The organism is Streptomyces sp. NEAU-174 (genome assembly GCF_052665095.1).
The window spans coordinates 110,729-133,971 of sequence record NZ_JBQTCE010000018.1 but is presented as its reverse complement, the minus strand read 5'-3'; the positions used below and the strand labels follow the sequence as shown (position 1 = coordinate 133,971).

At 73.5% G+C, this 23,243-nt stretch carries 19 protein-coding genes; 9 read left to right on the top strand and 10 right to left on the bottom strand.

The window, feature by feature from the left end; translation table 11 throughout:
• Positions 1 to 2,385: a hypothetical protein gene (locus ACT2CW_RS39735; protein ID WP_445520105.1), complete on the top strand. Its 2,385-nt coding sequence runs from the start codon at positions 1 to 3 to the stop codon at positions 2,383 to 2,385.
• Here ACT2CW_RS39735 and ACT2CW_RS39730 read toward each other — a convergent pair.
• From ACT2CW_RS39730 to ACT2CW_RS39710, 5 genes are all read right to left on the bottom strand, one after another.
• Positions 2,355 to 4,790 (bottom strand): right-handed parallel beta-helix repeat-containing protein, encoded by a 2,436-nt coding sequence (locus ACT2CW_RS39730; RefSeq protein WP_164430201.1) that lies wholly within the window; start codon positions 4,788 to 4,790, stop codon positions 2,355 to 2,357. The genes ACT2CW_RS39735 and ACT2CW_RS39730 overlap by 31 nt on opposite strands.
• Before the next feature lie 208 nt (positions 4,791 to 4,998).
• A complete protein-coding gene (locus tag ACT2CW_RS39725) occupies positions 4,999 to 5,601 on the bottom strand; it encodes an Rv1733c family protein (protein ID WP_086879969.1) in 603 nt (200 codons plus the stop codon).
• A gap of 81 nt (positions 5,602 to 5,682) precedes the next feature.
• Positions 5,683 to 7,440 (bottom strand): GAF domain-containing protein, encoded by a 1,758-nt coding sequence (locus ACT2CW_RS39720; RefSeq protein WP_445520104.1) that lies wholly within the window; start codon positions 7,438 to 7,440, stop codon positions 5,683 to 5,685.
• Between the two features lie 115 nt (positions 7,441 to 7,555).
• Positions 7,556 to 8,617 (bottom strand): universal stress protein, encoded by a 1,062-nt coding sequence (locus tag ACT2CW_RS39715; RefSeq protein ID WP_445520103.1) that lies wholly within the window; start codon positions 8,615 to 8,617, stop codon positions 7,556 to 7,558.
• A gap of 61 nt (positions 8,618 to 8,678) precedes the next feature.
• Positions 8,679 to 9,104, bottom strand: a complete 426-nt coding sequence (locus tag ACT2CW_RS39710; RefSeq protein ID WP_171072568.1) for an ATP-binding protein — start codon at positions 9,102 to 9,104, stop codon at positions 8,679 to 8,681.
• Positions 9,105 to 9,364: 260 nt separating this feature from the next.
• On the opposite strand from ACT2CW_RS39710, the gene ACT2CW_RS39705 reads away from it, so the two are divergent.
• Both ACT2CW_RS39705 and ACT2CW_RS39700 read left to right on the top strand, forming a co-directional pair.
• Positions 9,365 to 9,814 carry a Crp/Fnr family transcriptional regulator gene (locus tag ACT2CW_RS39705; RefSeq protein ID WP_020873493.1) on the top strand — a complete coding sequence of 150 codons (450 nt, stop codon included), beginning with the start codon at positions 9,365 to 9,367 and terminating at the stop codon, positions 9,812 to 9,814.
• A 166-nt stretch (positions 9,815 to 9,980) separates the two neighbouring features.
• A complete protein-coding gene (locus tag ACT2CW_RS39700; protein ID WP_445520102.1) occupies positions 9,981 to 10,673 on the top strand; it encodes a response regulator in 693 nt (230 codons plus the stop codon).
• A gap of 418 nt (positions 10,674 to 11,091) precedes the next feature.
• Here ACT2CW_RS39700 and ACT2CW_RS39695 read toward each other — a convergent pair whose 3' ends face one another.
• Positions 11,092 to 11,589, bottom strand: coding sequence for a DUF6643 family protein (locus ACT2CW_RS39695; RefSeq protein WP_164430195.1), 498 nt, complete (start codon positions 11,587 to 11,589; stop codon positions 11,092 to 11,094).
• Between the two features lie 237 nt (positions 11,590 to 11,826).
• On the opposite strand from ACT2CW_RS39695, the gene ACT2CW_RS39690 reads away from it, so the two are divergent.
• Positions 11,827 to 13,251 (top strand): TerD family protein, encoded by a 1,425-nt coding sequence (locus ACT2CW_RS39690; RefSeq protein WP_445520139.1) that lies wholly within the window; start codon positions 11,827 to 11,829, stop codon positions 13,249 to 13,251.
• A gap of 25 nt (positions 13,252 to 13,276) precedes the next feature.
• Here the strand turns inward: ACT2CW_RS39690 and ACT2CW_RS39685 are convergent, their stop codons facing one another.
• A complete protein-coding gene (locus ACT2CW_RS39685; protein ID WP_445520138.1) occupies positions 13,277 to 14,551 on the bottom strand; it encodes a glycosyltransferase in 1,275 nt (424 codons plus the stop codon).
• An 80-nt stretch (positions 14,552 to 14,631) separates the two neighbouring features.
• Between ACT2CW_RS39685 and ACT2CW_RS39680 the strand changes: the two genes are divergently transcribed.
• Together ACT2CW_RS39680 and ACT2CW_RS39675 are read left to right on the top strand one after the other, a co-directional pair.
• Positions 14,632 to 15,426: a glutamate racemase gene (locus ACT2CW_RS39680; protein ID WP_445520101.1), complete on the top strand. Its 795-nt coding sequence runs from the start codon at positions 14,632 to 14,634 to the stop codon at positions 15,424 to 15,426.
• A 98-nt stretch (positions 15,427 to 15,524) separates the two neighbouring features.
• Positions 15,525 to 16,082: a hypothetical protein gene (locus ACT2CW_RS39675; protein WP_164436559.1), complete on the top strand. Its 558-nt coding sequence runs from the start codon at positions 15,525 to 15,527 to the stop codon at positions 16,080 to 16,082.
• Between the two features lie 50 nt (positions 16,083 to 16,132).
• Here the strand turns inward: ACT2CW_RS39675 and ACT2CW_RS39670 are convergent, their stop codons facing one another.
• Positions 16,133 to 17,158: an O-antigen ligase family protein gene (locus ACT2CW_RS39670; RefSeq protein ID WP_445520100.1), complete on the bottom strand. Its 1,026-nt coding sequence runs from the start codon at positions 17,156 to 17,158 to the stop codon at positions 16,133 to 16,135.
• A 203-nt stretch (positions 17,159 to 17,361) separates the two neighbouring features.
• On the opposite strand from ACT2CW_RS39670, the gene ACT2CW_RS39665 reads away from it, so the two are divergent.
• The 3 genes from ACT2CW_RS39665 (at position 17,362) to ACT2CW_RS39655 (ending at position 20,880) form a co-directional block, all read left to right on the top strand.
• Positions 17,362 to 17,841 (top strand): NUDIX hydrolase, encoded by a 480-nt coding sequence (locus ACT2CW_RS39665; protein WP_445520099.1) that lies wholly within the window; start codon positions 17,362 to 17,364, stop codon positions 17,839 to 17,841.
• A 55-nt stretch (positions 17,842 to 17,896) separates the two neighbouring features.
• On the top strand, positions 17,897 to 18,703 hold the full coding sequence (locus tag ACT2CW_RS39660; protein ID WP_445520098.1) for a 3-hydroxybutyrate dehydrogenase: 807 nt from the start codon (positions 17,897 to 17,899) through the stop codon (positions 18,701 to 18,703).
• Positions 18,704 to 18,834: 131 nt separating this feature from the next.
• Complete coding sequence (locus tag ACT2CW_RS39655) at positions 18,835 to 20,880, top strand: helix-turn-helix domain-containing protein (RefSeq protein ID WP_445520097.1); 2,046 nt, start codon at positions 18,835 to 18,837, stop codon at positions 20,878 to 20,880.
• Between the two features lie 35 nt (positions 20,881 to 20,915).
• Here ACT2CW_RS39655 and ACT2CW_RS39650 read toward each other — a convergent pair whose 3' ends face one another.
• Positions 20,916 to 22,355 (bottom strand): MFS transporter, encoded by a 1,440-nt coding sequence (locus ACT2CW_RS39650; RefSeq protein WP_445520096.1) that lies wholly within the window; start codon positions 22,353 to 22,355, stop codon positions 20,916 to 20,918.
• Positions 22,356 to 22,548: 193 nt separating this feature from the next.
• Positions 22,549 to 23,229 carry a TetR/AcrR family transcriptional regulator gene (locus ACT2CW_RS39645; protein WP_164436554.1) on the bottom strand — a complete coding sequence of 227 codons (681 nt, stop codon included), beginning with the start codon at positions 23,227 to 23,229 and terminating at the stop codon, positions 22,549 to 22,551.
• Between the last annotated feature and the right edge of the window lie 14 nt (positions 23,230 to 23,243).

Sequence of the window (23,243 nt, the reverse complement as noted above, 5' to 3'; positions counted from 1 at the left end):
ATGCGTACGGACACACCGGCCGACGCGTCGGAACAGGCGACAACAGCCCGCAAGGGCGGGGCACCACCACCCGATCTGGAACTCCTCGTGCACGGAGTGGGCGGCACCACCCCCGAGGAGATGCTGGGCGATCCGCGCACCGGCCTGGTCACCGGCGACGAGACCGCGGCGGTCTACCGCAGGGCGGACGACATCGACGCCGAGCAGCGCCCGCCGCAGGACCGCGAGGGCCCGGACCGCGACGGCCCGATCCGCGAGGCGTACGTCTGGTGCAACCTCACCTCGGGCAACAGCTCCCGGGCCCTGTGGCTGCTCTTACTGCCGTTCATGGTCGCCAACCTCGCCCACTGGATGCGGCCCCCGGCCGACCGGCGCGAGCGGACCGTGCGCACCTACGGCCTGCTCGTCCGGCTGGTGGCGCTCACCCTGACCGTGCTGCTGATCGCCGGGGCCTGCGAGGTGGCCCTGGACCTGGTCGCCTGGCAGTGCGCCGGTTCGGCCGACTGCGCCGGGGGGAAGTCCTGGCTCGGCTTCCTGTCCCCGGAGAACCACGGCTGGTGGAGCCAGCCCGGCCGCAGGCTCGCGCTCGCCGCGGTGCTGCCCGGCGCGCTCACCGGACTGCTGTGGTACCTGTCCAACCGCACCTGGAGCGCGTACGAGGCCTCCCCGCCGCTGGAGCGCCCCGTCGACGAGTCCGCGCCCGAGGCGGGCAACCGCCCCGCGCTGTGCCTGCCCGGCTTCTGGTACGGCCGCAGGATCGTCGCCCGGCTGCGCGCCGCGCACACCGCCGCGGGCTTCCTCACCATCGCGGCGGGCCTGATCCTGCCCACCACCACCTATGACCGCGAGCCGGGCGGCAGCGGGCTTCAGGACACCGCGGGCTGGGCGCTGCTGACGCTGCTCTGCGCGGGCGCGGTCACGGTGGTGGCCGTGGTGTGCCACCGCGGCCGCAGCGAGTCCAAGGTCGACGGGGAGCTGGACCGCCTCACCATCACCGCGCTGCCCGGCGCCGCCCTCGCGGTGCTGGCGCTCTCCGTCCTGTACGCCGGCTGGTCCCGCCCCGACTGGGCCTCCACCGGCCAGCTGCCGGGCAACAAGGCGTTCTGCGCCATCGCCATCGGGGAGGGCGCGCTGATCGTGACCATGGCGGTGTGCGCCCTGGTCCTGCACCGGGCCGCGCCCGGCCGCACCCCGCTGTACGGGCTCGCCGGGCCCGCCGTCGCCGTGCTCGCCTGCGGGCTCGGGGCGGTGCTCGCGGGCGGTGTCGCCCAGCGCTTCGCCGACTGGCTGGACGGCGGCGGCACCCCGGGTGAGGGGCCGGGGACAGCGCCTCCGGTGCTGCTGACCTGGCTGGCCACCGCCATCCCCGCCCTGCTGCTGGTCCTGGTCGCCCTGCTGGTGATCTTCACCGTAAGGGTGTGGCGGGTGCGCAACCGGCTGCTGCCGACCATCATGGACGGCTACCCGGGGGAGCGGCCCGACGCCGTACGCACCCGGCGGATCGCGGCCACGATCGCCCGCGCGGGCCTCACCGACTCCGCCCCCTGGATCGTCGGCCCGGTCGCGCTGCTGACCCTCCTGTTCGGCGCCCTGGCCGTCACCGCGGCCTGGGTCACCGACGAGGTGCCGGGGCGGGCCGCCGACGCCGCGCCCGGGGCCGTGGACGCCGCCGCCCAGACGGCGCAGGCGCTGGGCTCCTGGCTGATGGGGCTGGCCTTCCTGATGCTGGTCACGTTTGCCCGCCGCGCCTACCGCAGCCCCTCGGCCCGCCGCACCATCGGCATCCTGTGGGACGTGGGCACCTTCTGGCCGCGCGCCGCCCACCCCTTCGCGCCGCCGTGCTACGCCGAGCGGGCGGTGCCCGACCTGACCTGGCGGATGGAGACCTGGACCCGCCGGCACGGCGGCCGGCTGGTCATCTCCGGCCACTCCCAGGGCAGTGTGCTGGCGGCCGCGGCGGTCTGGCAGGTGGACCACCGCACCCGCGGCCAGGTCGCGCTGCTCACCTACGGCTCACCGCTGGAGCGGCTCTACGGGCGCTGGTTCCCCGCCTACTTCGGGCCCACCCAGCTGCTCTCGCTCCACGGCGAGGTGCGCTGCTGGCGCAATCTGTGGCGCTACACCGACCCGATCGGCGGCCCCATCAAGCTGCCCGACGGCAGCGGGCCCGAGGTCGACTGCGACGCGCTCAAGGACCCGCTGGCCTACGGCCGTACGACCGAACACCCGCTGCCCGCGCCGATCCTGGGACACGGCGACTACCAGGCCGACCCCGCCTTCGACCGGGAGCGGGCCGGGCTGCTGGCCCGGCTCCCGGAGCAGACGCCGCCGCCCGCGGAGGAGGGGGCCGCCGGTCAGATGAGCTCCGGCAGGTCCTCGGGGTAGAGCAGTGTGAGGTCGTCCGTGGTCGGGTCGCTCAGCTGGGCGACCCGGCCCGCGTGCCGCTCCACCATCGCCTCGAAGGTCTGCCGTGCGGTGCGGCCGTTGCCGAACGCCGGGCCCTTGGGAAGCGCCGTGAAGTACTTCAGCAGCCCCTCCGACGCCCCCTCGCCGATCCGGTACTCATGCTCCTCGGCCTGCTGCTCCACGATCCGCAGCAGCTCCTCCGGGCTGTAGTCGCCGAAGGTGATGGTGCGCGAGAAACGGGAGGCCACACCGGGGTTGACGGACAGGAAGCGCTCCATCTCCGCCGTGTACCCCGCGACGATGACCACCACCGAGTCCCGGTGGTCCTCCATCAGCTTGACCAGGGTGTCTATGGCCTCCCGGCCGAAGTCCCGGCCGGAGTCCTCCGGGGAGAGGGCGTACGCCTCGTCGATGAACAGCACCCCGCCGCGCGCCCGGTCGAACGCCTCCTGGGTGCGGATGGCCGTGGAGCCGATGTGCTCACCGACCAGGTCCACCCGGGAGACCTCCACCAGATGGCCGCGCTCCAGCACCCCGAGGGAGGCCAGGATCTCCCCGTAGAGCCGGGCGACCGTCGTCTTACCGGTGCCGGGGGAGCCGGTGAAGACCAGATGGCGGCGGACGGAGGCGGCCTTGAGCCCCGCCTCCTGGCGCCGCCGGCCCACCTCGATCATGTCGGTGAGGGCCCGCACCTCGCGCTTGACGCTCTCCAGCCCGACCAGCGCGTCCAGTTCGCCCAGCACCGCCGTGGACGGGCGGACGGCGACCGGGGGCTCGGCGGCGGGCGCGGAGGTCTGGGCGGCGCGCTGCGCCGGGACGCCGCCCAGCAGCCCGCCCGTCGAGGCGGTCTCCACGGCGGGGGCGGTGATCTGGGGCTGGGCGGGCGCGCCCGGGGAGCCCAGCGCCGTGGTGGCGCTCTCGTCGCTGGTGCAGTCCTCGACGACCGGCCCCGCCTCGGAGAACTCGTAGCCCCCGCGCGCACACCGCTCCGTACGGCACCGGGTCAGGGTGGTGCGGCAGCCGTCGATGACATGGAAGCCATAGCCCCCGCTGCCGGTCACCCGGCAGCCGGTGAAGGTGCCGCGGCCCTCGGCGGAGACATAGAACCCGGCCTCAGTCGGCCCGGAGACCGTGGTGCGCTCGACCGTCGGATCGGCGCCCTTGGTGACGATCACTCCGGTGGCGGCGCCGTCTATGGTGCAGTTGGCGAGCGTGCCGCCGCTGCCGTGGTCACGGAACCACGCCCCGGTGGCCGCCTCCCGGATGCGGCAGTCGTCCAGCTGGACGATGGCCCCGTCGCTCACCGAGACCGCGGTGGAGCGCACCTGGGACAGATCGCTGTCGACCACATCGACCCGCGACCCCCGGTCCAGGACGAACAGCGCGTCCGGCACCTCGCGCACCCGGCACGAGTCGAGCACCGCGGTCGCCCCGTCGCTCACCCACACCGCCGGATAGTCGCCGGTGCTCTCGTGCAGCTCGCACTGGTTGGCGTCCACCCGGGTGCCCGGGTCCCACACCGATAGGCCGTTGCGCCCGAACCGGCGCACCGTGGAGCGGGTCAGCGTCAGCACCGAACGCGACCTCAGGTCGATCGCGTTCTCCGGGATGTCATGGATCTCGCAGTCGGCGAGCGTGAGCACCGCGTCCGTGTCCAGATTGACCCCGTCGGCCGTCGTACGGTGCACCCGGCAGTCGGTCAGAATGCCGGTCGCGCGCCCGGAGACCTGCACCCCGGCGCCCCGGATCTCGTACACCTCACAGCCGACGGCCTCCAGCGACGAGCCCTCGCCGGTCAGCGAGAACCCCGCCCCGGAGGCGTGGTGCACCCGGCAGCGGTCCAGGCGCGGACGGGCGCCGCCGCGCACCGCCACCCCGGACTGCCCGGCGGCCACCACCTCGCACTCCTCGAACACCCCGCCCGCGCCGTCCAGCACGCTGAGCCCGACGCCCGCGGGGTTGTCCACGGTGCAGCGCCGCACGGTCGGGCGGGCGCCGCCGCGCACCTCGATGCCGACCGCGGAGCGCGTGGCGACCCTTACGTCCGTCAGCTCCGGGGTGCCGTCCTCGATCAGCAGCGCGGGGGCGGCCGAGTCCTGGCCCTCGACATGCAGATCCTGGACCACGGCGGAGGCCCGTACCGTCAGGGCGACTCCGTCCACCGGCGCGATCCGCACCGAACCGCGCGCCGAGCCCTCGGGCCCGCGCAGGGTGACGGCCCGGCCCACCACCAGATTCTCGCGGTAGGTGCCGGGCGAGATGGAGAGCACATCACCGTCCCCGGCGGCCTCCAGGGCCGCCGTGAGGGAGGCGTACTCTCCGGTGCGGCGCCGCCACCGCGACGTTCCGCTGTGCGTCACCTGGACGACCGAGCCCTGTGCCATGGTGCTGCTGTGCCCCCACCTCGTGCGTTGCCGGTGTGCGCGCCTGACCGCCGCTGCTGACTGCCGCTGCGCATATGGAATGCCCCACCGTAGCGTGCGCGAGGCGCCATGAGTTGACGTGGCTGTGGAGCACGGGGGGAGTTGTGTGTTCGTATGACAACTCCCGGCCTGTGACAACTCCCGGCCTGGCATTGCCCGCTCGCACGGGTCAGCTGTCGGCGTCCGCCCGTCCCCAGTCCTGACCGGCCCGCTCCCAGGCGATGCCCCACTGTGTGTAGCGCCGGCGCATGAGCCGCCATACGACCAGCCGCCGGGCGCCGTCCACCAGGACCGCCGTCACCCCGGCCGCGCCGATTCCGGCCAGCACGGCGTGGGTGGTGGCCGTCGCGGTGTCCAGCGGGCGGCCCACCGGGCGACCGTGGTCATCGGTCCAGATCCGGAACCGCTCACCGGGATCCGCGCCGGGGTGAGCGCCCAGCGTGCCCTCGTGACTGCTGCCGTCCGGCCCTGTCCAGTGGGCGAGGACGCGGCGATGGGCGTCTCTCGCGGAAGCGGTCTCGGGGTCGGAGTCGATGGGTGGATGCGGCAGCACCTTGACCACGGTGGCCGAGAGCGGATGACGCTCGGCGCGCTGCTTCTGCGCGGCCTTCACCAGCGCCCCGTGTGCCAGGGACCCCGACGTCCAGCCGACGGCGGGGGCGACGAGCAGGATGAGCACCGCGGCGATCAGCGCCGCGCACGCCTCCATCACGTCGGTCTTACGGCGCAGCGGGTTGCGCCGCCAGCGCCACAGCCCCCAGATCATTCGCATGGATCACATACCCCCTTCCCCATTCGTGAGTACCGCATGGCGGGCCGGATATGCGCGTTATTCGGTGGAGAGAGAGCAATATCACGGGGCTACCCCTTTCGCCGCTCCGGCGGGCCGTCGGCGGTGCAGGGGGACACACCAGACCAGCCGGGTGCCGCCCGCCTCGGGCGCCTCGATGTCCAAAGTGCCGCCCAGGAGTTCGGCCCGGGACCGCATATTGATCAGTCCTCCGCTGGGGGCGGCGCCCCCCGTGCCCACCCCGTTGTCCGTGACCTCCAGGGTGACGTCGGCGCCGACGGCCAGCCGGACCTCCACCCGCTGGGCATGGGCGTGCCGCACGGTGTTGCTGAGCGCCTCGGCCAGCACCGCCAGCACATGGTCGCCGGTCTCGTCCGGCACATCGGTGTCCACCGGGCCGTCCATCAGCAGCGATGGCGCGAAGCCCAGGGTGTCCGAGGCCGAGCGGACCGCCTTGACCAGCCGGCGCCGCAGTGTGGCGGGTTCGCCGCCGTCGTCCCCGACCGTGCGCAGGGCGAAGATCGTGGACCGGATGATCTTGATCGTCTCGTCCAGGTCGTCGACGGCCCGCCCCACCCGCTCGGCCGCCTCCGGGCGCTCGATCAGCCGGCCCGCGCTCTGGAGGGTGAGCCCGGTCGCGAAGAGCCGCTGAATGGCCAGATCGTGAAGGTCCCGGGCGATCCGGTCCCGGTCCTGGAGCAGCGCCATGTGCTCGGACTCGGCGCGGTGCCGGGCCAGTTCCAGGGCCAGGGCCGCCTGCGCCGCGAACCCCGAGAGCAACTCCACCTCATGGTCGTCGAACGGCTGCCGCCCGGCCAGCCGGCACAGCCGCAGCGCACCGGACGCCCGCTCGCCCGCGACCAGCGGTACGGCCACCACCGGGCCGAACTCGCTCTCCGGAGCCGGCAGCGGCCAGGACCGGGCCCGTGAGTCCACCCGTACGTCCGAGGCGACCGCGGGGCGCCCGGTGCGAGCCGCGAGCCCGGCCAGCGAACCGTCGGACGGCACCACGATCCCGCCGATGAGCTCGGCGTCATGCCCCTCGGCCACCTCCACCATCAGCGAGTCCGTGCCGGAGGCCGGCAGCAGGATCGCCGCCGAGTCGGCCAGGGCCACCTGGAGGGCGAGCCGGGCGATCAGACTCAGCACCTCGCCCGCCGAGGTGCCCGCCAGCAGCGTACGGGTGATGACGCCGAGCGCTTCCAGCCACTGCTCGCGGCGCCGGCTCTCGTGGTACAGCCGGGCGTTGTCGATGGCCACCCCGGCGGCGACCGACAAGGTGGTCAGCACCGCCTCGTCATCGGCGTCGAACTGGGCCCCGCCCCGCTTCTCGGTCAGATAGAGGTTCCCGAAGACCTCGTCACGGACCCGGATCGGCACGCCCAGGAACGAGCGCATCGGCGGATGGTGCTCGGGGAAGCCGTAGCTGGCCGGATGCTCCGACAGATCGGTGAGCCGCAGCGGCTGGGGGTGGCGGATCAGCTCGCCGAGCAGCCCATGGCCACTGGGTAACGGGCCGATGCGGTGCGCCTGTTCCTCGGACATGCCCACCGGCAGGAACTGCGAGAGCCGATGCCGGTCGACCACGCCCAGCGCGCCGTACTCCGCGTCGGCCAGCACCACCGCGGACTCCACGATCCGGCGCAGCACCTGCTCCAGGTCCAGCTCGCGGCCCACGCTGAGCACGGCCTCCAGGAGGCTGTGCATCCGGTCCTGGGTGGACCGGGCCGCGTCCAGCCGCGCCTGGAGCTCGTCGAGGAGCTGGTCGAGCCGGAGTTGGGGGAGGGCCGGATGGCGTCCCTGGTCCGCACTGCCCGACACCTGGCCTCCATCCCCCCATGACCCTCTCACCAGCAGGGTAGCCGGGGCGGAGGCCGGTGGTGGCGGAGATGGAAGGAACTCGGCCAGGGTCGGGGGGCCGCTGGGCGACCGGCGCCTAGGAAACCGGCACCACAGCGACCGGGCACTTGGCGTGATGCAGCACGGCGTGGTTGACAAGCCCCAGTTGCATGCCGAAGTGCCCCTGCCGCCGCCGGGCGCCCACCACCAGCAGATCCGCGTGCGCGGAGGCGTCCAGCAGCGCCTTGCGCGCCGAGCCCTCGACCGGGCGGTGGGCCACCGGCACCGGCGGCAGCCCGGCCGCCGTGGCGCCGCCCAGCGTCTCGTCCAGGAGCTCGGCGGCGCGCCACTCGTGCGCCTCACGCGCGCTCTGCGCCTCGCGTGTCCCTTGCGTCGCACGTCCCCCTTGCGCTTCACGGGCCCCTTGGGCCGCACGTGTCTCTTGCGCCTCACGAGTTCCCTGCTCCTCGTGCGCACCGTGGCCCCCGCGCCCGCCCCCGGGCCTCGCGTGGTTCCCGGGCCTTGCGTGGTCCTCGGGACCCGCGCAGCGCCAGGCGTGCACGGCCTCCAGCTCGACGCCGCGCAGTCGCGCCTCGCGGAGGGCGAACGCCACGGCGGCGGAGGGCGGCGCGGGCTCCTGCTCGCCCGGGCGCTCGCGCTCGGCGATCCCCACCACCACCCGGTTCATCGCGCCGCGCACGTTCTCCGGGCGGCCGCGCACCACGACCACCGGGCACTGGGCGCGAGCCGCGATGCCCAGTCCGACCGAGCCGAGCAGCAGCGAGGCGAACTCACCCCGGCCGCGCGAGCCGACCACCAGCGCCTCGGCGCTCTTCCCGGCGCGCAGCAGGGCGGTGACCGCGTCGTCCGCCGCCAGATCGGTCATCACCTTCAGGGCCGGCACCCGCCGCCCGGCCCGCTCGGCCGCGGCGGCCAGCACCGCCTCGCTGTGCAGCCGCTCGGCGGGGCGGTCGGCGGCCGTCCCGGGGATGTAGCCCTCGTACCGCTCCCACAGCGAGGCGTGGACGACGCGCAGCGGCAGCCCGCGGCGCCCGGCCATCTCGGCCGCCCAGTCCAGTGCGTCCGACGCGGCGTCCGAACCGTCGACCCCGACGACCACGGGAAGCTCCACCGTGCCCACCGCCTCTCCTGTCGGCACCTGGAAGTGTCCCTTCCCATTGTCCCGCCGAAGCGGTCGCCGAGGGAGTCCGGCGGCTCACTCAGCGCAGCCGCATGGCCAGCGTCACCACGGCGCCCACCGCCCCCGCGCTGATCGCCAGCCGGTCGGTGACCAGCTGGGTCAGCCACAGCCCGCGGCCGCTGGTCGCGCCGTCCAGCCCCGGCAGGATCCGCGGGATGACGTCCTCGGAGAAGCCGGGGCCGGAGTCGCTGATCCGGCACTCCAGCTCGTCGCCGATCCGCCGCAGCAGCAGGGATCCGGTGCCGCCGGCGTGCTCGATGGCGTTGTTGGCGATCTCGTCCACGGCCAGCACGAAGTCCCCGCGGCGGGTCTCGCTGAGCCCGGCCCAGGCCGCGCACTCCTCGACCTGCACCCGCAGCCGGGGCAGCTCATCGGCGGTGAAATGACGGTGGAGCAGGTGTTCTCCGGCTCGATCGGCGGACCGACGACGAGGGTCGGCTAGCACCAGTGCCTCCCGTTTGGTGACGAGTACGAGCGACAACACAGGGTCGGTGAAGCAGCCGAGGGTACGGGGAGCGGCCCCTCATTGGTCATGACGACCACGAATGACGTGTCATATCGGAAACGTGACCGAAAATGGGTAAGGGTGAAGCGATACCCGATCGACGGTGTATCGCTTCGGATCGGCTGTCTCTCGTATCCACAGCTAGCCCGCTCAGAGACCGCCGAGGAGCGAGGGGGGAGAGGAGACGGCAGAGTGAGGTCATGATGGGACTGCTGAGCGCGCTGAAGACCGAACACCGTGAGCGGCTGATGGCGCTCGCCCACGATGTGTCCTTCCCCTCGGGCGGCCGCATCTTCGAGGAAGGCCGTAAGGCCGACCGTTTCTGGATCATCCGCACCGGCGCGGTCACCCTCGATCTGCATGTCCCGGGGCGGCGGGCCGCGGTGATCGAGACCCTCGGCCCCGGAGAGCTCATCGGCTGGTCCTGGCTCTTCCCGCCGGACACCTGGCACCTGGGCGCGGAGGCGCTCAGCCCGGTGCGCGCACACGAGTTCAACGCCGAGGCGGTGCGCCGGCTGTGCGACGAGGACCCGGAGCTCGGCTACGCCCTCGCGCTGGCCTGCGCCCAGGTGATCGGGCGCCGGCTCCAGAGCGCCCGCACCCGGCTGCTGGATCTGTACGGGCCCTACGCGGGCGGAATCTCGCCATGACCGGGCGCTCGCCATGACTGGGCCTTCGCCATGACCGGGCCGGAGGGTGCGGCGGGCGGCCCTGGGGCCGAATGGCCCCTTACGCTTCCCCGCGCCAGAACGTAAAGCTGGGCAGCCGGATCGCGACCGGCGAGACCGGCGACCCGCGCGCCATGGAGGAGAGGCCGTGCCCCAGACAGCCGACCGCGACGGCCCCATCGGGGTCTTCCTGCTCGACGACCACGAGGTGGTGCGGCGCGGACTGCGTGATCTGCTCGACGCCGAATCCGATCTGAAGGTGGTCGGCGAGGCGGCCAACGCCCGCGAGGCCATCGACCGCGCCCCCGCCGTACGGCCACACGTCGCGGTGCTCGACGTACGGCTCGGCTCCTCGGGCGAGGGCGGGGACCACGAAGGGATCGAGGTCTGCCGGGAGTTGCGGGCCCGGCTCCCCGACCTCGCCTGCCTGATGCTGACGTCCTTCGACGACGACGAGGCGCTGTTCGACGCCATCATGGCCGGGGCCGCGGGCTATGTGCTCAAGCAGATCAACGGGTCCGACCTGGTGTCGGCGGTGCGCACCGTGGCCGAAGGCCGCTCCATGCTCGACCCCGGCGCCACCTCCCGGGTGATGGCCCGGCTGCGCGGCCCCGCGCCCAGCGGGCCCGTGGAGCTGGAGAAGCTGTCCCCGCGAGAGCGGGAGATCCTCCAGCTCATCGGCGACGGACTGACCAACCGGCAGATCGCCGAGCGGCTGTTCCTGGCCGAGAAGACCGTCAAGAACCGCATCTCCTCGATCCTGTCCAAGCTGGGCGTGGGGCGGCGCATCCAGGCCGCGGTGATCGCGGAGCGGATCAAGGAGCGCGAAGCGGGTCAGTGAGCCCGTGGGCGATGCCCGGTGCGGGTGTCCGGTCCGGATGACGCCCTTACGGTCGCCGCCGTGGACGGCGGTGGCCGCCCTTACGGTCGCCACCTCGGTGGCCGCATGTGTTTCGCGTGGAGCGCGGGACCGGTCCCCTACCGGCCCCGCGCCCCACGCCGAGTGGGGCGGGACCGGTCGACATGCTCATCACCGCAGTGGAGTGAGAGCCCGGCCCACCCCCATGGTGGAGATGGCTCGCGGAACTGTTCGGTCCAGCATCGCGGTCGCGGCCCGTCGCCGGGAGGGGCCGAACGGCCCTCATAAATCGGGCGCGGACGGCCCGCACAACAAATCAGGGGCCGGACGGGGACACCCCATCCGGCCCGGACCTTCCCGCGACCGGGCGCCGCCCGGTCGCATCACCTCCCGACGTGTGTCAGTAGCCGCCTCCCGGCTGCGGCGCCCGGCCGCCCGGGTACTGCTGACGGCCGTAAGGGTCGTCGTACGGAGAGGGGGCGGGTGCCGCCGGGCGAGGCGCGACCGGACGCGTCATGGCCGGGCGCATCGCCTCGTACCCCATCGGCGAGGCCGGCGCGGGGCGCTGCATCTGCGGCTGCTGGGCGCCCGGGTAGCCCCGCGGTCCCGTCGGCTGCGGCGGGATGTAGGGCGCGTGCGCCTGCTGAAGGCCGGTGGGCTGCGGCGCCTGCTGCTGGTACCCCTGGTGCATGGGCTGCGGGGAGGGGGCGGCCGGCAGCGCGGGGAGCGCCGAGGGCAGCGCCGGAAGATGACTTCCGGTGTCATAGGCCGACGGCACCCTGATGGGCGCGATCTGCGGTGTCCCCCGCTCGGCGACAAGACTGTCGTAGATGGGGGTGTCCGGGAAGGACGGCGAGGAGTAGTAGCCGCCACCGTAAGTGCTGCGGGGGGAGGTCATAGACCATAAGTTAAGCCCACCATGTGCTGATTGGGGAGTCCGGTAGGAGGGTTGTTTTCAGTGTTCGGAGTGGCCGTGGATCCCCAATCCGAGCGAACCCGGGAAAATCGGTCGTCAGGGTACGTTGAGATCGTGTAAAGAGCGCGTTTTCAGCGGGTAGCCACCCGCCGTCCGCGCTGTGCGACGGCCGAGCGGCCCGAACCGAGCGAACAGAAAGGCAGGGGGACGGAAATGGCGATGCGCAAGGGCGGTAACACGCCAGTACCGGCTGACGCGGTGCGGATCGAGCTGGGCTGGCGCGCCGGGCCGGGGGCGCCGGACGTGGATGCCTCGGCGCTGCTGCTGGTGTCCGGAAAAGTCAGGTCCGACGGGGACTTCGTGTTCTACAACCAGGCGGTGCACTCCTCCGGCGCGGTGCGCCACGAGGGGAAGCGGACCGCGGGTGACACGGTGACCGACACCCTTTCGGTGGACCTCGCCCGGGTCGAGCCCGCCGTCGACACCGTGGTCCTCGCGGCCTCGGCCGATGGCGGAACGTTCAGCCAGGTCCCCGGTCTGCACATCCGGGTGCTGAACGCGGCGGGCGGCGCGGAGATCGCCCGCTTCGACAGCGAGGACGCCACCGTCGAGACCGCCTTCGTCCTCGGCGAGCTGTACCGCAGGCAGGGCGCCTGGAAGTTCCGCGCGGTGGGTCAGGGCTACCAGAGCGGTCTCGCGGGGCTCGCCACGGACTTCGGCATCTCGGTCGACGAGCCGCAGCAGACGCCTGCTCAGCCCGCCGCCCCGGCTCCGGCCCCCGCCGCCCCGCCGAACGCCGGGCAGAACCCGTACGCGGCGCAGAACCCGTACCCGGCCGCGCAGAACCCGTACGCCGCCCCGGCGCCGCCCGCCGCCCCCGCGCCGCCGTCCGGCCCGCCCGCCGGGGCGTACCCGCCCCCGACGCCCACCGCCGCCTCCACGCCCCTGCCGCCGCCCCCGCCCACCGCACCGGCCGCCCCGGCCCCCGCGCCCGCCGCGGCGCCGGTGAGCCTCAGCAAGGTCACCCTGACGAAGGAGGCGCCCTCGGTCTCGCTGACCAAGCAGGGCGGCACCTCCGGCACCATGCGGATCAACCTCAACTGGCAGGTGCACAAGCAGTTCTCGGGGTGGGCCTCCAAGCTGGGCCGGGCCATGGCCATGCACAGCGACCTCGATCTCGACCTGGGGGCGCTGTTCGAACTCGCCGACGGCAGCAAGGGCGTGGTCCAGGCGCTCGGCAACTCCTTCGGCTCCCTGCACCAGCCGCCCTTCATTCACCTGGACGCCGACGACCGGACCGGTGCCCGGGCGAGCGGTGAGAACCTCACCATCAACCTCGACCAGCAGAAGCTGTTCCGCCGGATCCTGGTCTTCGTGACCATCTACGAGGGCGCCCGCAGCTTCGCCAACCTCCACGCCACGGTCACCCTGCAACCGCAGTTCGGCGCCCCGATCGACTTCTCGCTCGACGAGTGCACCGTCCCGTCCCCGGTCTGCGCGCTCGCGCTCATCACCAACACCGGCGGCGAGCTCGTCGTGCAGCGCGAGGCCCGCTATCTGGTGCCGCAGCGCGGCACCAGCCCGCAGCGCACCCTCGACCACGCCTACGGCTGGGGCATGAACTGGACCCCCGGCCGCAAGTGAAACCCGGGTGCACGGGGTGCGGCCGTCAGGGCGCGGCGCTGGGGCGGGCGTACGTGCGCCCCTTCCAGGCCGCGCCCTGCCCGAGGTGGTGCCGCACCGCCGAGTCCACGGTCATCAGCAGATAGAGAAGGGCCGTCAGGGGCAGCAGCGGCGCCAGCCACAGCGTCTGCCGGTAGTAGCGCAGCATCGGGATGTAGCTGCCCGCCATCAGCGCCCAGGCGACGGCGCCCAGGGCCAGCGGCGCCGGACGCCCCGTCAACACCCCGGCGACCACGGCCGCGGGCGGCACGAGATACACCACCGCCAGCCCCGCGACCGTCACCAGCAACAGCAGCGGGTTGTGGCGCAGCTGGGTGTACGCGCTGCGCGAGACCATCCGCCACAGCTCGCCCAGCCGTGGATACGGCCGCACGCTGTCGACCCGGTCGGCCAGCCCCAGCCAGATCCGTCCGCCGGACCGTTTCACCGTGCGGGCCAGCGCCACGTCGTCGATGACCGCCTGCCGGATCGCCTCCGGGACCCCGGCCCGCTCGGCCGCCTCCCGGCGCAGCAGCACACAGCCGCCCGCGGCCGCCGCGGTGCGCCCCCGGGGCCGGTTGACCCACCGAAAGGGGTACAGCTGCGCGAAGAAGTAGACAAAGGCGGGCACGATCAGCCGCTCCCAGTAGGTCACCACCCGCAGGCGCGCCATCTGGGAGACCAGATCCAGCCCGTTCGTCTCGGCCGCGCGCACCAACTCCCGCAGGGAGTCCGGCTCATGGGCGATGTCCGCGTCCGTCAGCAGCAGGTAGTCCACGCCCCCGTCGCCCTTACGGTTCGCGCCCCCGTCGTCCTTACGGTCCGCACCGTCCGCGTCCCCACGGTCCGCGGCGAGGCGGGTCGTGGCGAGCGCCATGCCGTGCCGCACCGCCCACAGCTTGCCGGTCCAGCCGGGGCCCGGCTCGCCGGGGGAGTCGACGGTCAGCGGCAGCCCGCCGTGCTCGTCGGCCAGTTCACGGGCCAGCTTTCCGGTGCCGTCCGAGCTGCCGTCGTCGATCAGGAAGATCTCCGCCGGCCCCGGATAGTCCTGGGCGAGCAGCGAGGGCAGGCTGGCCGGAAGCACCGCGGACTCGTCCCGGGCGGGCACCACGACGGCCACCGAGGGCCATATCGCGGGCTCCGGCGGCCCGAACCCGTCCGGCTCCGGCGGCCCCGAGCCCTCCGGGCCCGTGCGGGGCAGCGTTACGTCCGTACGCCAGAAGAAGCCCTGGCCCAGAAGAAGCCACAGCCATGCGGCCAACGACCCGGCGGCGATCCACATCAGCGCGCTCACCCGCTGAAGTCTGCCCGAAGGTGTGCCCGGCCGTCGGGCGCACGGGACCGATCCATTAAAGTGACCGGGTGAAGATCGCGTTTATGGACTCCGGAATCGGGCTGTTGCCCACCGCCGCCGCGATGCGCCGACTGCGACCGGACGCCGATCTCGTCCTCTCCTCCGACCCCGCCACCATGCCGTGGGGCCCGCGCACCCCCGAGAACGTCACCGAGCTGGCCCTGGGCTGCGCCCGGGCCGCCGCCGCGCACCGCCCCGACGCGCTGATCGTCGCCTGCAACACCGCATCCGTCCACGCCCTGCCCGCGCTGCGCGCCGAGCTGGAACCCGGGCTGCCGGTCATCGGCACCGTGCCCGCCATCAAGCCCGCGGCGGCCGGGGGAGGGCCGATCGCGATCTGGGCCACCCCGGCCACCACGGGCAGCCCGTACCAGCGCGGACTGATCCGTGACTTCGCGGGCGGCGTCGAGGTGACCGAGGTGCCGTGCCCGGGGCTCGCCGACGCGGTGCAGCACGCCGACAACGAGGGGATCGACGCCGCGGTGGCCGCCGCGGCGGCCCGCACCCCGCGCGATGTCACGACCGTCGTCCTGGGCTGCACCCATTACGAACTCGTCGCCGACCGCATCCGGACCGCCGTGCAGCAGCCGGACGCGCCGCCGATCGTCCTCCACGGCTCGGCCGGGGCCGTCGCCGCCCAGGCCCTGCGCCGGATCGGCGCCGACCCGTTCCCGCCGGACGGCCCGGTCGCCCCGGGCGGTCTGACCGTCATCCTCAGCGGACGCGAGGCCGCCCTGCCGGAGGTTGCCCTGGCCTACGCCGAAGGCGTGCAGCTGGCCCCCGTCGCCCCGACGCGCGCTTGACCGCGACGCCTCGTGCGGTGAGCTGACCGAAACGCTCCTCACCAGCGGATTCCCCCGCCCCGCTGCCGTGGCGCCGGAAGGTGAGTACGCTGCCAACCATGAGGCACCACGACCACGGAGAGCCGAGCGCCCACGGGCAGCCGCCCGCGGTCTGGATCGGACGGGCCCACAATCGCGCGCAGTGGCTGCTGGCCGTGGCGGGCGCCGCGTGCCTGGCACTCGGTGTCGACCTCGCCGTCGACTCGCCCTGGGGCTCGGGCATCGCCCCGCTCCTGATGGCCGTCATCGGCTGTGTCGCCGCCGGGCTGCTGATGCTCTTCGGCACCCTCGCCTTCGTCCATGTGGCGGTGCGGGTCGACGACGAGGTGCTGGAGATCCGCTGCGGCCATATGGGACTCCCGCGCCGCCGGATCCCGCTCAGCGACGTGGTCCACGCCGATGTGGCCCATAAGGTCACCCCGTGCCAGTGGGGCGGCTGGGGCTACCGCTGGCGCCCCGAGAAGGGCACCGCCGTGGTGGTGCGCCGGGGCGAGGGCGTGGTGGTCCGCCTCGGGGACGGCCGTGTCTTCACGGTCACGGTGGACGACGCCGAGGCGGCGGTCCGGGTCATCCGCGACCGGCTGCGGCTGATCGCGGCCCGCACCTCCCAGGTCTAGCCGGCCCCCGTTCTGTTTCAGGGGCGCGTACGCGTGGGCCGTGCCGGATGTCATGGCACCGCTCCCGGGTCGTCGTCCAGGCGACGGGCTGTCGCCAGCCCGGCGAGGAGGCCCGCTCCGGCGGTGATCTGGGAGAAGCTGAGGGCGTTGCCCAGACAGGACTCGACGGCCAGGGCCGTGAGGGTCGCGGCCGCCGTAAGGACCACGGGAGTGGGGCGCGGGGAGCGCCACAGGGCGTGGAGCATCCAGCCGAAGGCCGCGCCCAGCAGGGCCACCCCCGGCAGCCCCTGACCGGCCGCCTGCTGGAGCGGCGCCGAATGCGGCTTGGCCTCCGGGCCCAGTGGCTGGGCCACCGAGGGGCTCAGCTCGCCGAAGCGGTCCGGGCCCGCACCGCGCAGCTGATCCGTCTCCTCGATACGGGCGGCGTCCTGCCACAGCCGGATCCGGTGCTCGGTGAGATGGGCGCGCAGCGCGGGCGGCAGTCCGCCCGGGACCGAGCCCTTGGCCACCGCCCAGGTGCCGCCGACCGCGACCGCCGCGATCAGCGCGCACGCGGTGAGCGCCGGCAGCCGCCGTCGTGGCCGGGCGGCGATGAGCGAGCACACCAGGACGGCACCGCACGCCACCGAACCGACCGTCGAGCCGCCCACCACGGCCGTCAGCGTGACCGCCGCGGCCGTCAGCCACAGCGCCGGGCGGAGGACCCGCGGGGCGGCCCAGGCCGCGCAGCAGAGCGCGCCCGTGGCCAGGGTGAGCTGGGCCGCGCCCGGCCCCTCATGGCCGCTGAGCCCGTACGGCGAGGTGCAGGCCAGGCCGAACCCCGCGAGCCCGGCGGCCGCCGCCCCGGCGACCGGCAGCAGCGATCCGGCGATCCGGCCGCAGGCGTACCCGGCGGCCACGGCCAGCACCGCCAGCAGGACTCCCTCGGGGCGGGCCGGTCGCCCCATGGCCGCGATGAGCGCCCAGACGGCGCAACCGGCGAGGATCAGAACCCCCGCGACATCGGACGCACCGGCGCGGCCGGCGGCCGGTCTGCCGTGGTCCTGCACGACCGGCTCCACCACTGATGACGTCATCCCGCCGACCCCCCGTCGTGACGGGCACCGCGCCGACGCCCTTACGGCCGTCGCGCGAGCCATGACACCCGAAACCGTAGCGCTTGTCGTAAGGAATGTGTATATGGTGCGCAGAAACGATGAGTCGGTCGTGAAACGCCCGCCGTGGAGGGCGCCGTGCGGGCGCCGCGCGCGCCCTCATTTGCGCCCGATACCCTCGGCCCATGCCGACCCCCGACTTCATCCGTGACCTCAGGGCCTCCATCGGTCATGAACTGCTCTATCTGCCGGGCGTGAGCGCCGTGGTCATCGACGACCAGGACCGGGTGCTGCTGGGCCGCCGGGCCGACAACGGCCGCTGGACCATCATCTGCGGCATCCCCGAACCCGGTGAGCAGCCGGCCTCGGCGGTGGTACGCGAGGTCGAGGAGGAGACCGCGGTGCGCTGTGTCCCCGAACGCATCGTGCTCGTACGGACCCTGGCACCGGTGACCTACCCCAACGACGACAAGTGTCAGTTCGTGGACATCTGCTTCCGCTGCCGCGCGGTCGGCGGCGAGGCGCGGGTGAACGACGACGAGTCGCTGGACGTCGGCTGGTTCCCGCTCGACGCCCTGCCCGAGATGGAGGACTTCTCCCTGTCCCGGATCAAGCAGGCGCTCGAGGACGGCCCGACATGGTTCGAGCCCATCGTCGGGGAGTGAAGTATGTGCCGCCCCCACATCGGTCCGGGCCCGACGGCTGCCTAATGTGCCCCTCATGAGCGCGTCCACCACACTAGGCCCGGACTCACGGCCGTCCGGCGGCCTCGATCTCTCCGGCCGTACCGCACTCGTCACGGGCGCCGCCGGGGGCATCGGCCGGGCCTGCACGCTGCGGCTGGCCACCGCCGGGGCGCGGGTGCGGGCCGTGGACCTGGACGCCGGGGGCCTGACCGACCTCGTCGCCGCGGCCTCCGGACTGCCCGGCCCGGTCGAGGCCCACCCCTTGGACCTCACCGACCTCGACGCCGCCGAGCGGGTCGCCGCGGGCACCGACATCCTGGTGAACAACGCCGGGCTTCAGCTCGTCCGGCCCATCGAGGACTTTCCGCCCGAGGTCTTCTCCCGGGTGCTCACCGTGATGCTCGAGGCCCCCTTCCGGCTGGTGCGCGGCGCCCTGCCGCACATGTACGCCCAGGGCTGGGGCCGGATCGTGAACATCTCCTCGGTGCACGGGCTGCGCGCCTCCCCGTACAAGTCGGCCTATGTGGCCGCCAAACACGGTCTGGAGGGGCTCTCCAAGGTCGCCGCCCTGGAGGGCGCGGAGCACGGGGTGACGTCCAACTGCGTCAACCCCGGCTATGTGCGCACCCCGCTCGTCGAGCGGCAGATCGCCGACCAGGCCGAGGCCCACGGGATCTCACCGGAGCGGGTGGTCTCCGAGGTGATGCTGGCCGACGCGGCGGTCAAGCGGCTGGTCGAGCCCGAGGAGGTCGCCGAGGCCGTCGCGTACCTCTGCGGTCCGCACACGTCCTTCATCACCGGGGCCTCACTCAGCATGGACGGCGGATGGACCGCCCACTGAGCGGCCCCTCGGATCGGCCACCAGCCCTTGATGGCCGATTGGCTCAGCCACCGGACCGCCTACTGCCCGGCCGCCCCGCCGACAAGGCCCCGGGCCGCCTTACGGCTGGCGCCGCCACGCCCGGCGGGAGTATGCCTGTGGCCATGTCCGACGACCGGCCGGAGAACCCCTACCTGGAACTGCTCGCACGCGGCGCGCCCGCCGAGGCGTACGAGCGCCCGGTGCTGCGCGCCCGCGCCGACAAGGCCCCGGCCGACCGGCTGGCGGCCCTGGAGGCCGCCAAGCTGCTCGCCCTGCGGGTACGCGGTGAGCTGGAGGGGCGACGGCGCCGCGAGGCCGAGCTGTCCGCGCTCTTCGAGACCGCCCACGACCTGGCGGGGCTGCGCGACCTGGACGCGGTGCTCCAGGCCATCGTGCAGCGCGCCCGCTCCCTGCTGGGCACCGAGGTGGCCTATCTGACGCTCAACGACCCGACGGCCGGTGACACCTATATGAGGGTCACCGACGGTTCGGTCTCGGCCCGCTTCCAGCAGCTGCGGCTCGGCATGGGGGAGGGGCTCGGCGGTCTGGTGGCCCAGACCGCCCGCCCCTACGTCACCGAGAGCTACTTCCACGATCCTCGGTTCCAGCACACCCACACCATCGACGCGGGCGTCAGGGACGAGGGACTCGTGGCCATCCTCGGGGTGCCGCTGTTGCTCGGCAGCGGTGTCATCGGCGTGCTGTTCGCGGCCGACCGCCGGGCCCGGGTGTTCGAACGCGAGCAGATCGCGCTGGTCGGCTCGTTCGCCGCGCACGCGGCCGTGGCCATCGACACCGCCCATCTGCTCGCCGAGACCCGTACGGCGCTCGCCGAGCTGGAGGCCGCCAACGAGATCATCCGGGACCGCAGCCGGGTCATCGAGCGCGCCTCCGACGTCCACGACCGGCTCACCGAGCTGGTGCTGCGCGGCGGCGGGGTGCACGACGTGGCCGACGCCGTGGCCGAGGTGCTGAGCGGCTCCGTGGAGTTCCTCGAGGCCGACGAGGCGCCCGCGGCGGCCGTCGACCGGTCCCGCGCCGACGGCCACGCGGTGCGCGACGGCGAGGAGGACTGGGTCGCCGCGGTCTCTGCGGGCGGCGAACTGCTCGGCGCGCTCGTGCTGCGCGGCCACCCCCGGCTCGACCCCGTGGACCAGCGCACCCTGGAGCGCGCCGCGATGGTCACCTCGCTGCTTCAGCTCGCCCGCCGCTCCGCGGGCGAGGCCGAACAGCGGGTGCGCGGTGAGCTCCTGGACGACCTCCTCGACGCCCCCGACCGCGAGCCCCGGCTGCTGCGGGAGCGCGCCGCGCGGCTCCAGGCGGACCTGGACACGCCCCATGTGGTGCTCGCGGCGGGCATCGAGGCCCTGGGCATGGGCACACCCACCACCGGGCCCGGCAACGCACACGGCACCACGCACGGCACCACACACGGCCACGGCACCACACCCAGCACCGGGCCCGGAAACACGTCCAGCACGTCCGGTGGCGCGCCCGCCGAGGATGCCGCGGGCCGTCGGCGGCTGTGGTCCGCCGCGTCCCATCTGGCGGCCACCCGGCACGGTCTGGCCGTCGCCCGCGACGGCGGCACCGTCCTGCTGCTGCCGCTCGCCGAAGGTGACACTGCCGACGCCCTCGCCCGCCGCACCGCCCGGCAGCTGGGCACCGCCGCACACGCCGCGGTCACCGTGGGCGCCTCCGCGCCCGTTCCCGCGCCCGCCGCGCGGCCCGGGGAGGTCGCCGCGGGCTATGCCGAGGCCCGGCGCTGTCTGGCCGCCCTGCGGGTGCTGGGCCGGGCCGGACAGGGCGCCGCCGCCGAGGACTTCGGCTTCCTCGGTCTGCTGCTGGCCGGGACCCGCGAGGGCGCCCCGGACGGCACGGGCGTCCAGGACTTCGTGGTCCGCACCGTGGGCGCCGTCATCGACTACGACGAGCGGCGCGGCACCGAACTGATCCGCACGCTCGACGCGTACTTCGCCGGCGGGATGAGCCCGGCCCGTACCAAGGACGCCCTCCACGTGCACGTCAACACGGTGGCGCAGCGGCTGGAGCGGGTCGGGCGGCTGCTCGGCCCCGACTGGCAGTCGCCCGCCCGCTCCCTGGAGATCCAGCTCGCCCTGCGGCTGCACCGCCTGACCTCGGCCATGGGCTACTGAGCCTCGGTCATGGGCCACTGAGCCTCGGCCGTGGGCTACCGGGGCGAGGCCGAACGAGCCGTGCGCTTCGCAGCCTCCGCCTCCGTCTCCGTCGCCGACCCCGAGGAGGGGGCCGAGGTCGGTTCGACGGCGGCCAGATCGCGGTCCCGGGTCTCCTTGGCGACGCCCACGGCCACCAGGGTGAGCAGGGCCGCCGCGATCACATAGAGGGCGATCGGCGTGGCGCTGTCGTAGTCGGCCAGCAGCGCGGTGGCGATGAGCGGTGCGGGCGCACCGGCCGCGACGGACGAGAACTGCGCGCCGATCGACGCCCCCGAATACCGCATCCGGGTCGCGAACATCTCGGAGAAGAAGGCCGCCTGGGGCGCGTACATCGCTCCGTGGAAGACCAGTCCGACCATCACGGCGAGCACTAGGGCCGGGAAGCCCTTGGTGTCGATGAGGAGGAAGAACGGGAAGGCCCACGCGCCCACGCCCACCGCGCCCAGGAGATACACCGGGCGGCGCCCGATCCGGTCCGACAGCGCGCCCCACGCCGGGATGACCGCGAAGTGCACGGCCGAGGCGATCAGCACGGCGTTGAGCGCGGTCTGCTTGCCGAGGTCCACATGGTCGGAGGTGGCGTAGACGAGGACGAAGGCGGTGATGACGTAGTAGCTGATGTTCTCGGCCATCCGCGCGCCCATGGCGATCAGCACGTCCCGCCAGTGGTCGCGCAGGACCGCCACCAGCGGCATCTTCTCGGCGGTGTCCTCGTTCCCGCCCGTGGCCGCCTTACGGGCCTCGGCCCGGGCCAGCGCCGCCTTGAAGACCGGCGATTCATCGACAGAGAGACGAATCCACAAGCCGACCAGCACCAGCACCCCCGAGAGCAGGAACGGCACCCGCCATCCCCATGACTCGAAGGCGTCGTCGGAGAGCGTGGCCGTCAGCGCGGAGAGCACTCCGGTGGCCAGCAGCTGCCCCGCCGGGGCGCCGGTCTGCGGCCAGGACGCCCAGAACCCGCGCCGCCGCGCGTCCCCGTGCTCCGACACCAGCAGCACCGCCCCGCCCCATTCGCCGCCCAGCGCGAACCCCTGGACCAGACGCAGCGCGGTGAGCAGGACGGGCGCCGCCGAGCCGACCGTGGCGTGGGTGGGCAGCAGCCCGATGGCGCAGGTTGCGCCGCCCATCATCAGCAGACTCAGGATCAGCAGCTTCTTACGGCCGAGCCGGTCGCCGTAGTGGCCGAAGACCAGGGCGCCGACCGGCCGGGCGGCGAAGCCGACCGCGTAGGTCAGGAACGACAGCAGCGTGCCGACGAGCGGGTCGGAGTCCGGGAAGAAGAGCTTGTTGAAGACGAGCGCGGCGGCCGAGCCGTAGAGGAAGAAGTCGTACCACTCGATGGTGGTGCCGATCAGGCTCGCGGCGACGATACGGCGCAGTGAGCGGGGTGGGGTCGGGGGAGCGGAGGCCGGAGAATCCGGGGTAGGCATGGGACACCACTTCCGAGCGGGGTGCGGGGACGGTTTTGTGTTGCCACACCGTAGAAATGCGCGGTTCGGCTCGGATATGTAGGCGGGCGACATACTTCACCCGGCCACTGTGGTGACACGCCCTTCCTCGGACGTCCTGTACCGGCCCGCCCCGGAGACCCCTCTGGTCGGCTCTAGTCGGCTCTAGTCGGCTCTAGTCGGCGCGTCCCGTGCGCGGCCGCCGTACCTTGCCGAGCTGGAGCATGGCAGCGTTGAGCTGGTCCGGGGTGAGCGAGGGGGCCGGGAGCGGATGGGACCCCTCGGGGCGCAGCCCGTCGAGCAGCAGGGCCAGATAGCGGCGCCAGGCCAGCGGCGCGGCCACGGTCGAGCCGGGGACCGCGCGGCCGAGCGCGGCCAGCATGAACTGGAGGTCCTCCGCCGTGGCGTCCGGCCGGACCTCGCCCTGCTCCTGGGCGCGGCCCAGAAGGTCCTCGAGCGTCTTGTGGTTCTCCTTACGGAGCGCGTCGAGCGAGGGGACGCCCTGGATGCCGGTGGTCATCAGGTCGTTGGTGCCCCGGTCGGCGGCGAGCAGCCCGAAGATGCGCTCCAGGTAGGCTGTGAGCCCGGCCCAGGCGTCGGTGGCGGAGCGGGCCTCCTCGGCGGCCCGCAGAATGTCCCGAAGGGAATCGCCGAATACCGCCTCGATGAGTTCCGCCCGGCCGGCGAAGCGCCGGTAGAGGGTGGCGCTGCCGACTCCGGCCCGACGGGCGATGTCGTCGAGCGGGGCGTCCACACCCTGATCCGTGTAGATCTCCCGGGCGGCAGCTATCAGCATCTCGCGGTTGCGCCGTGCGTCTCGGCGCAACGGTGTCTCTTTCTCCACACGGCTGCCCATGGCCCGCACCCTAA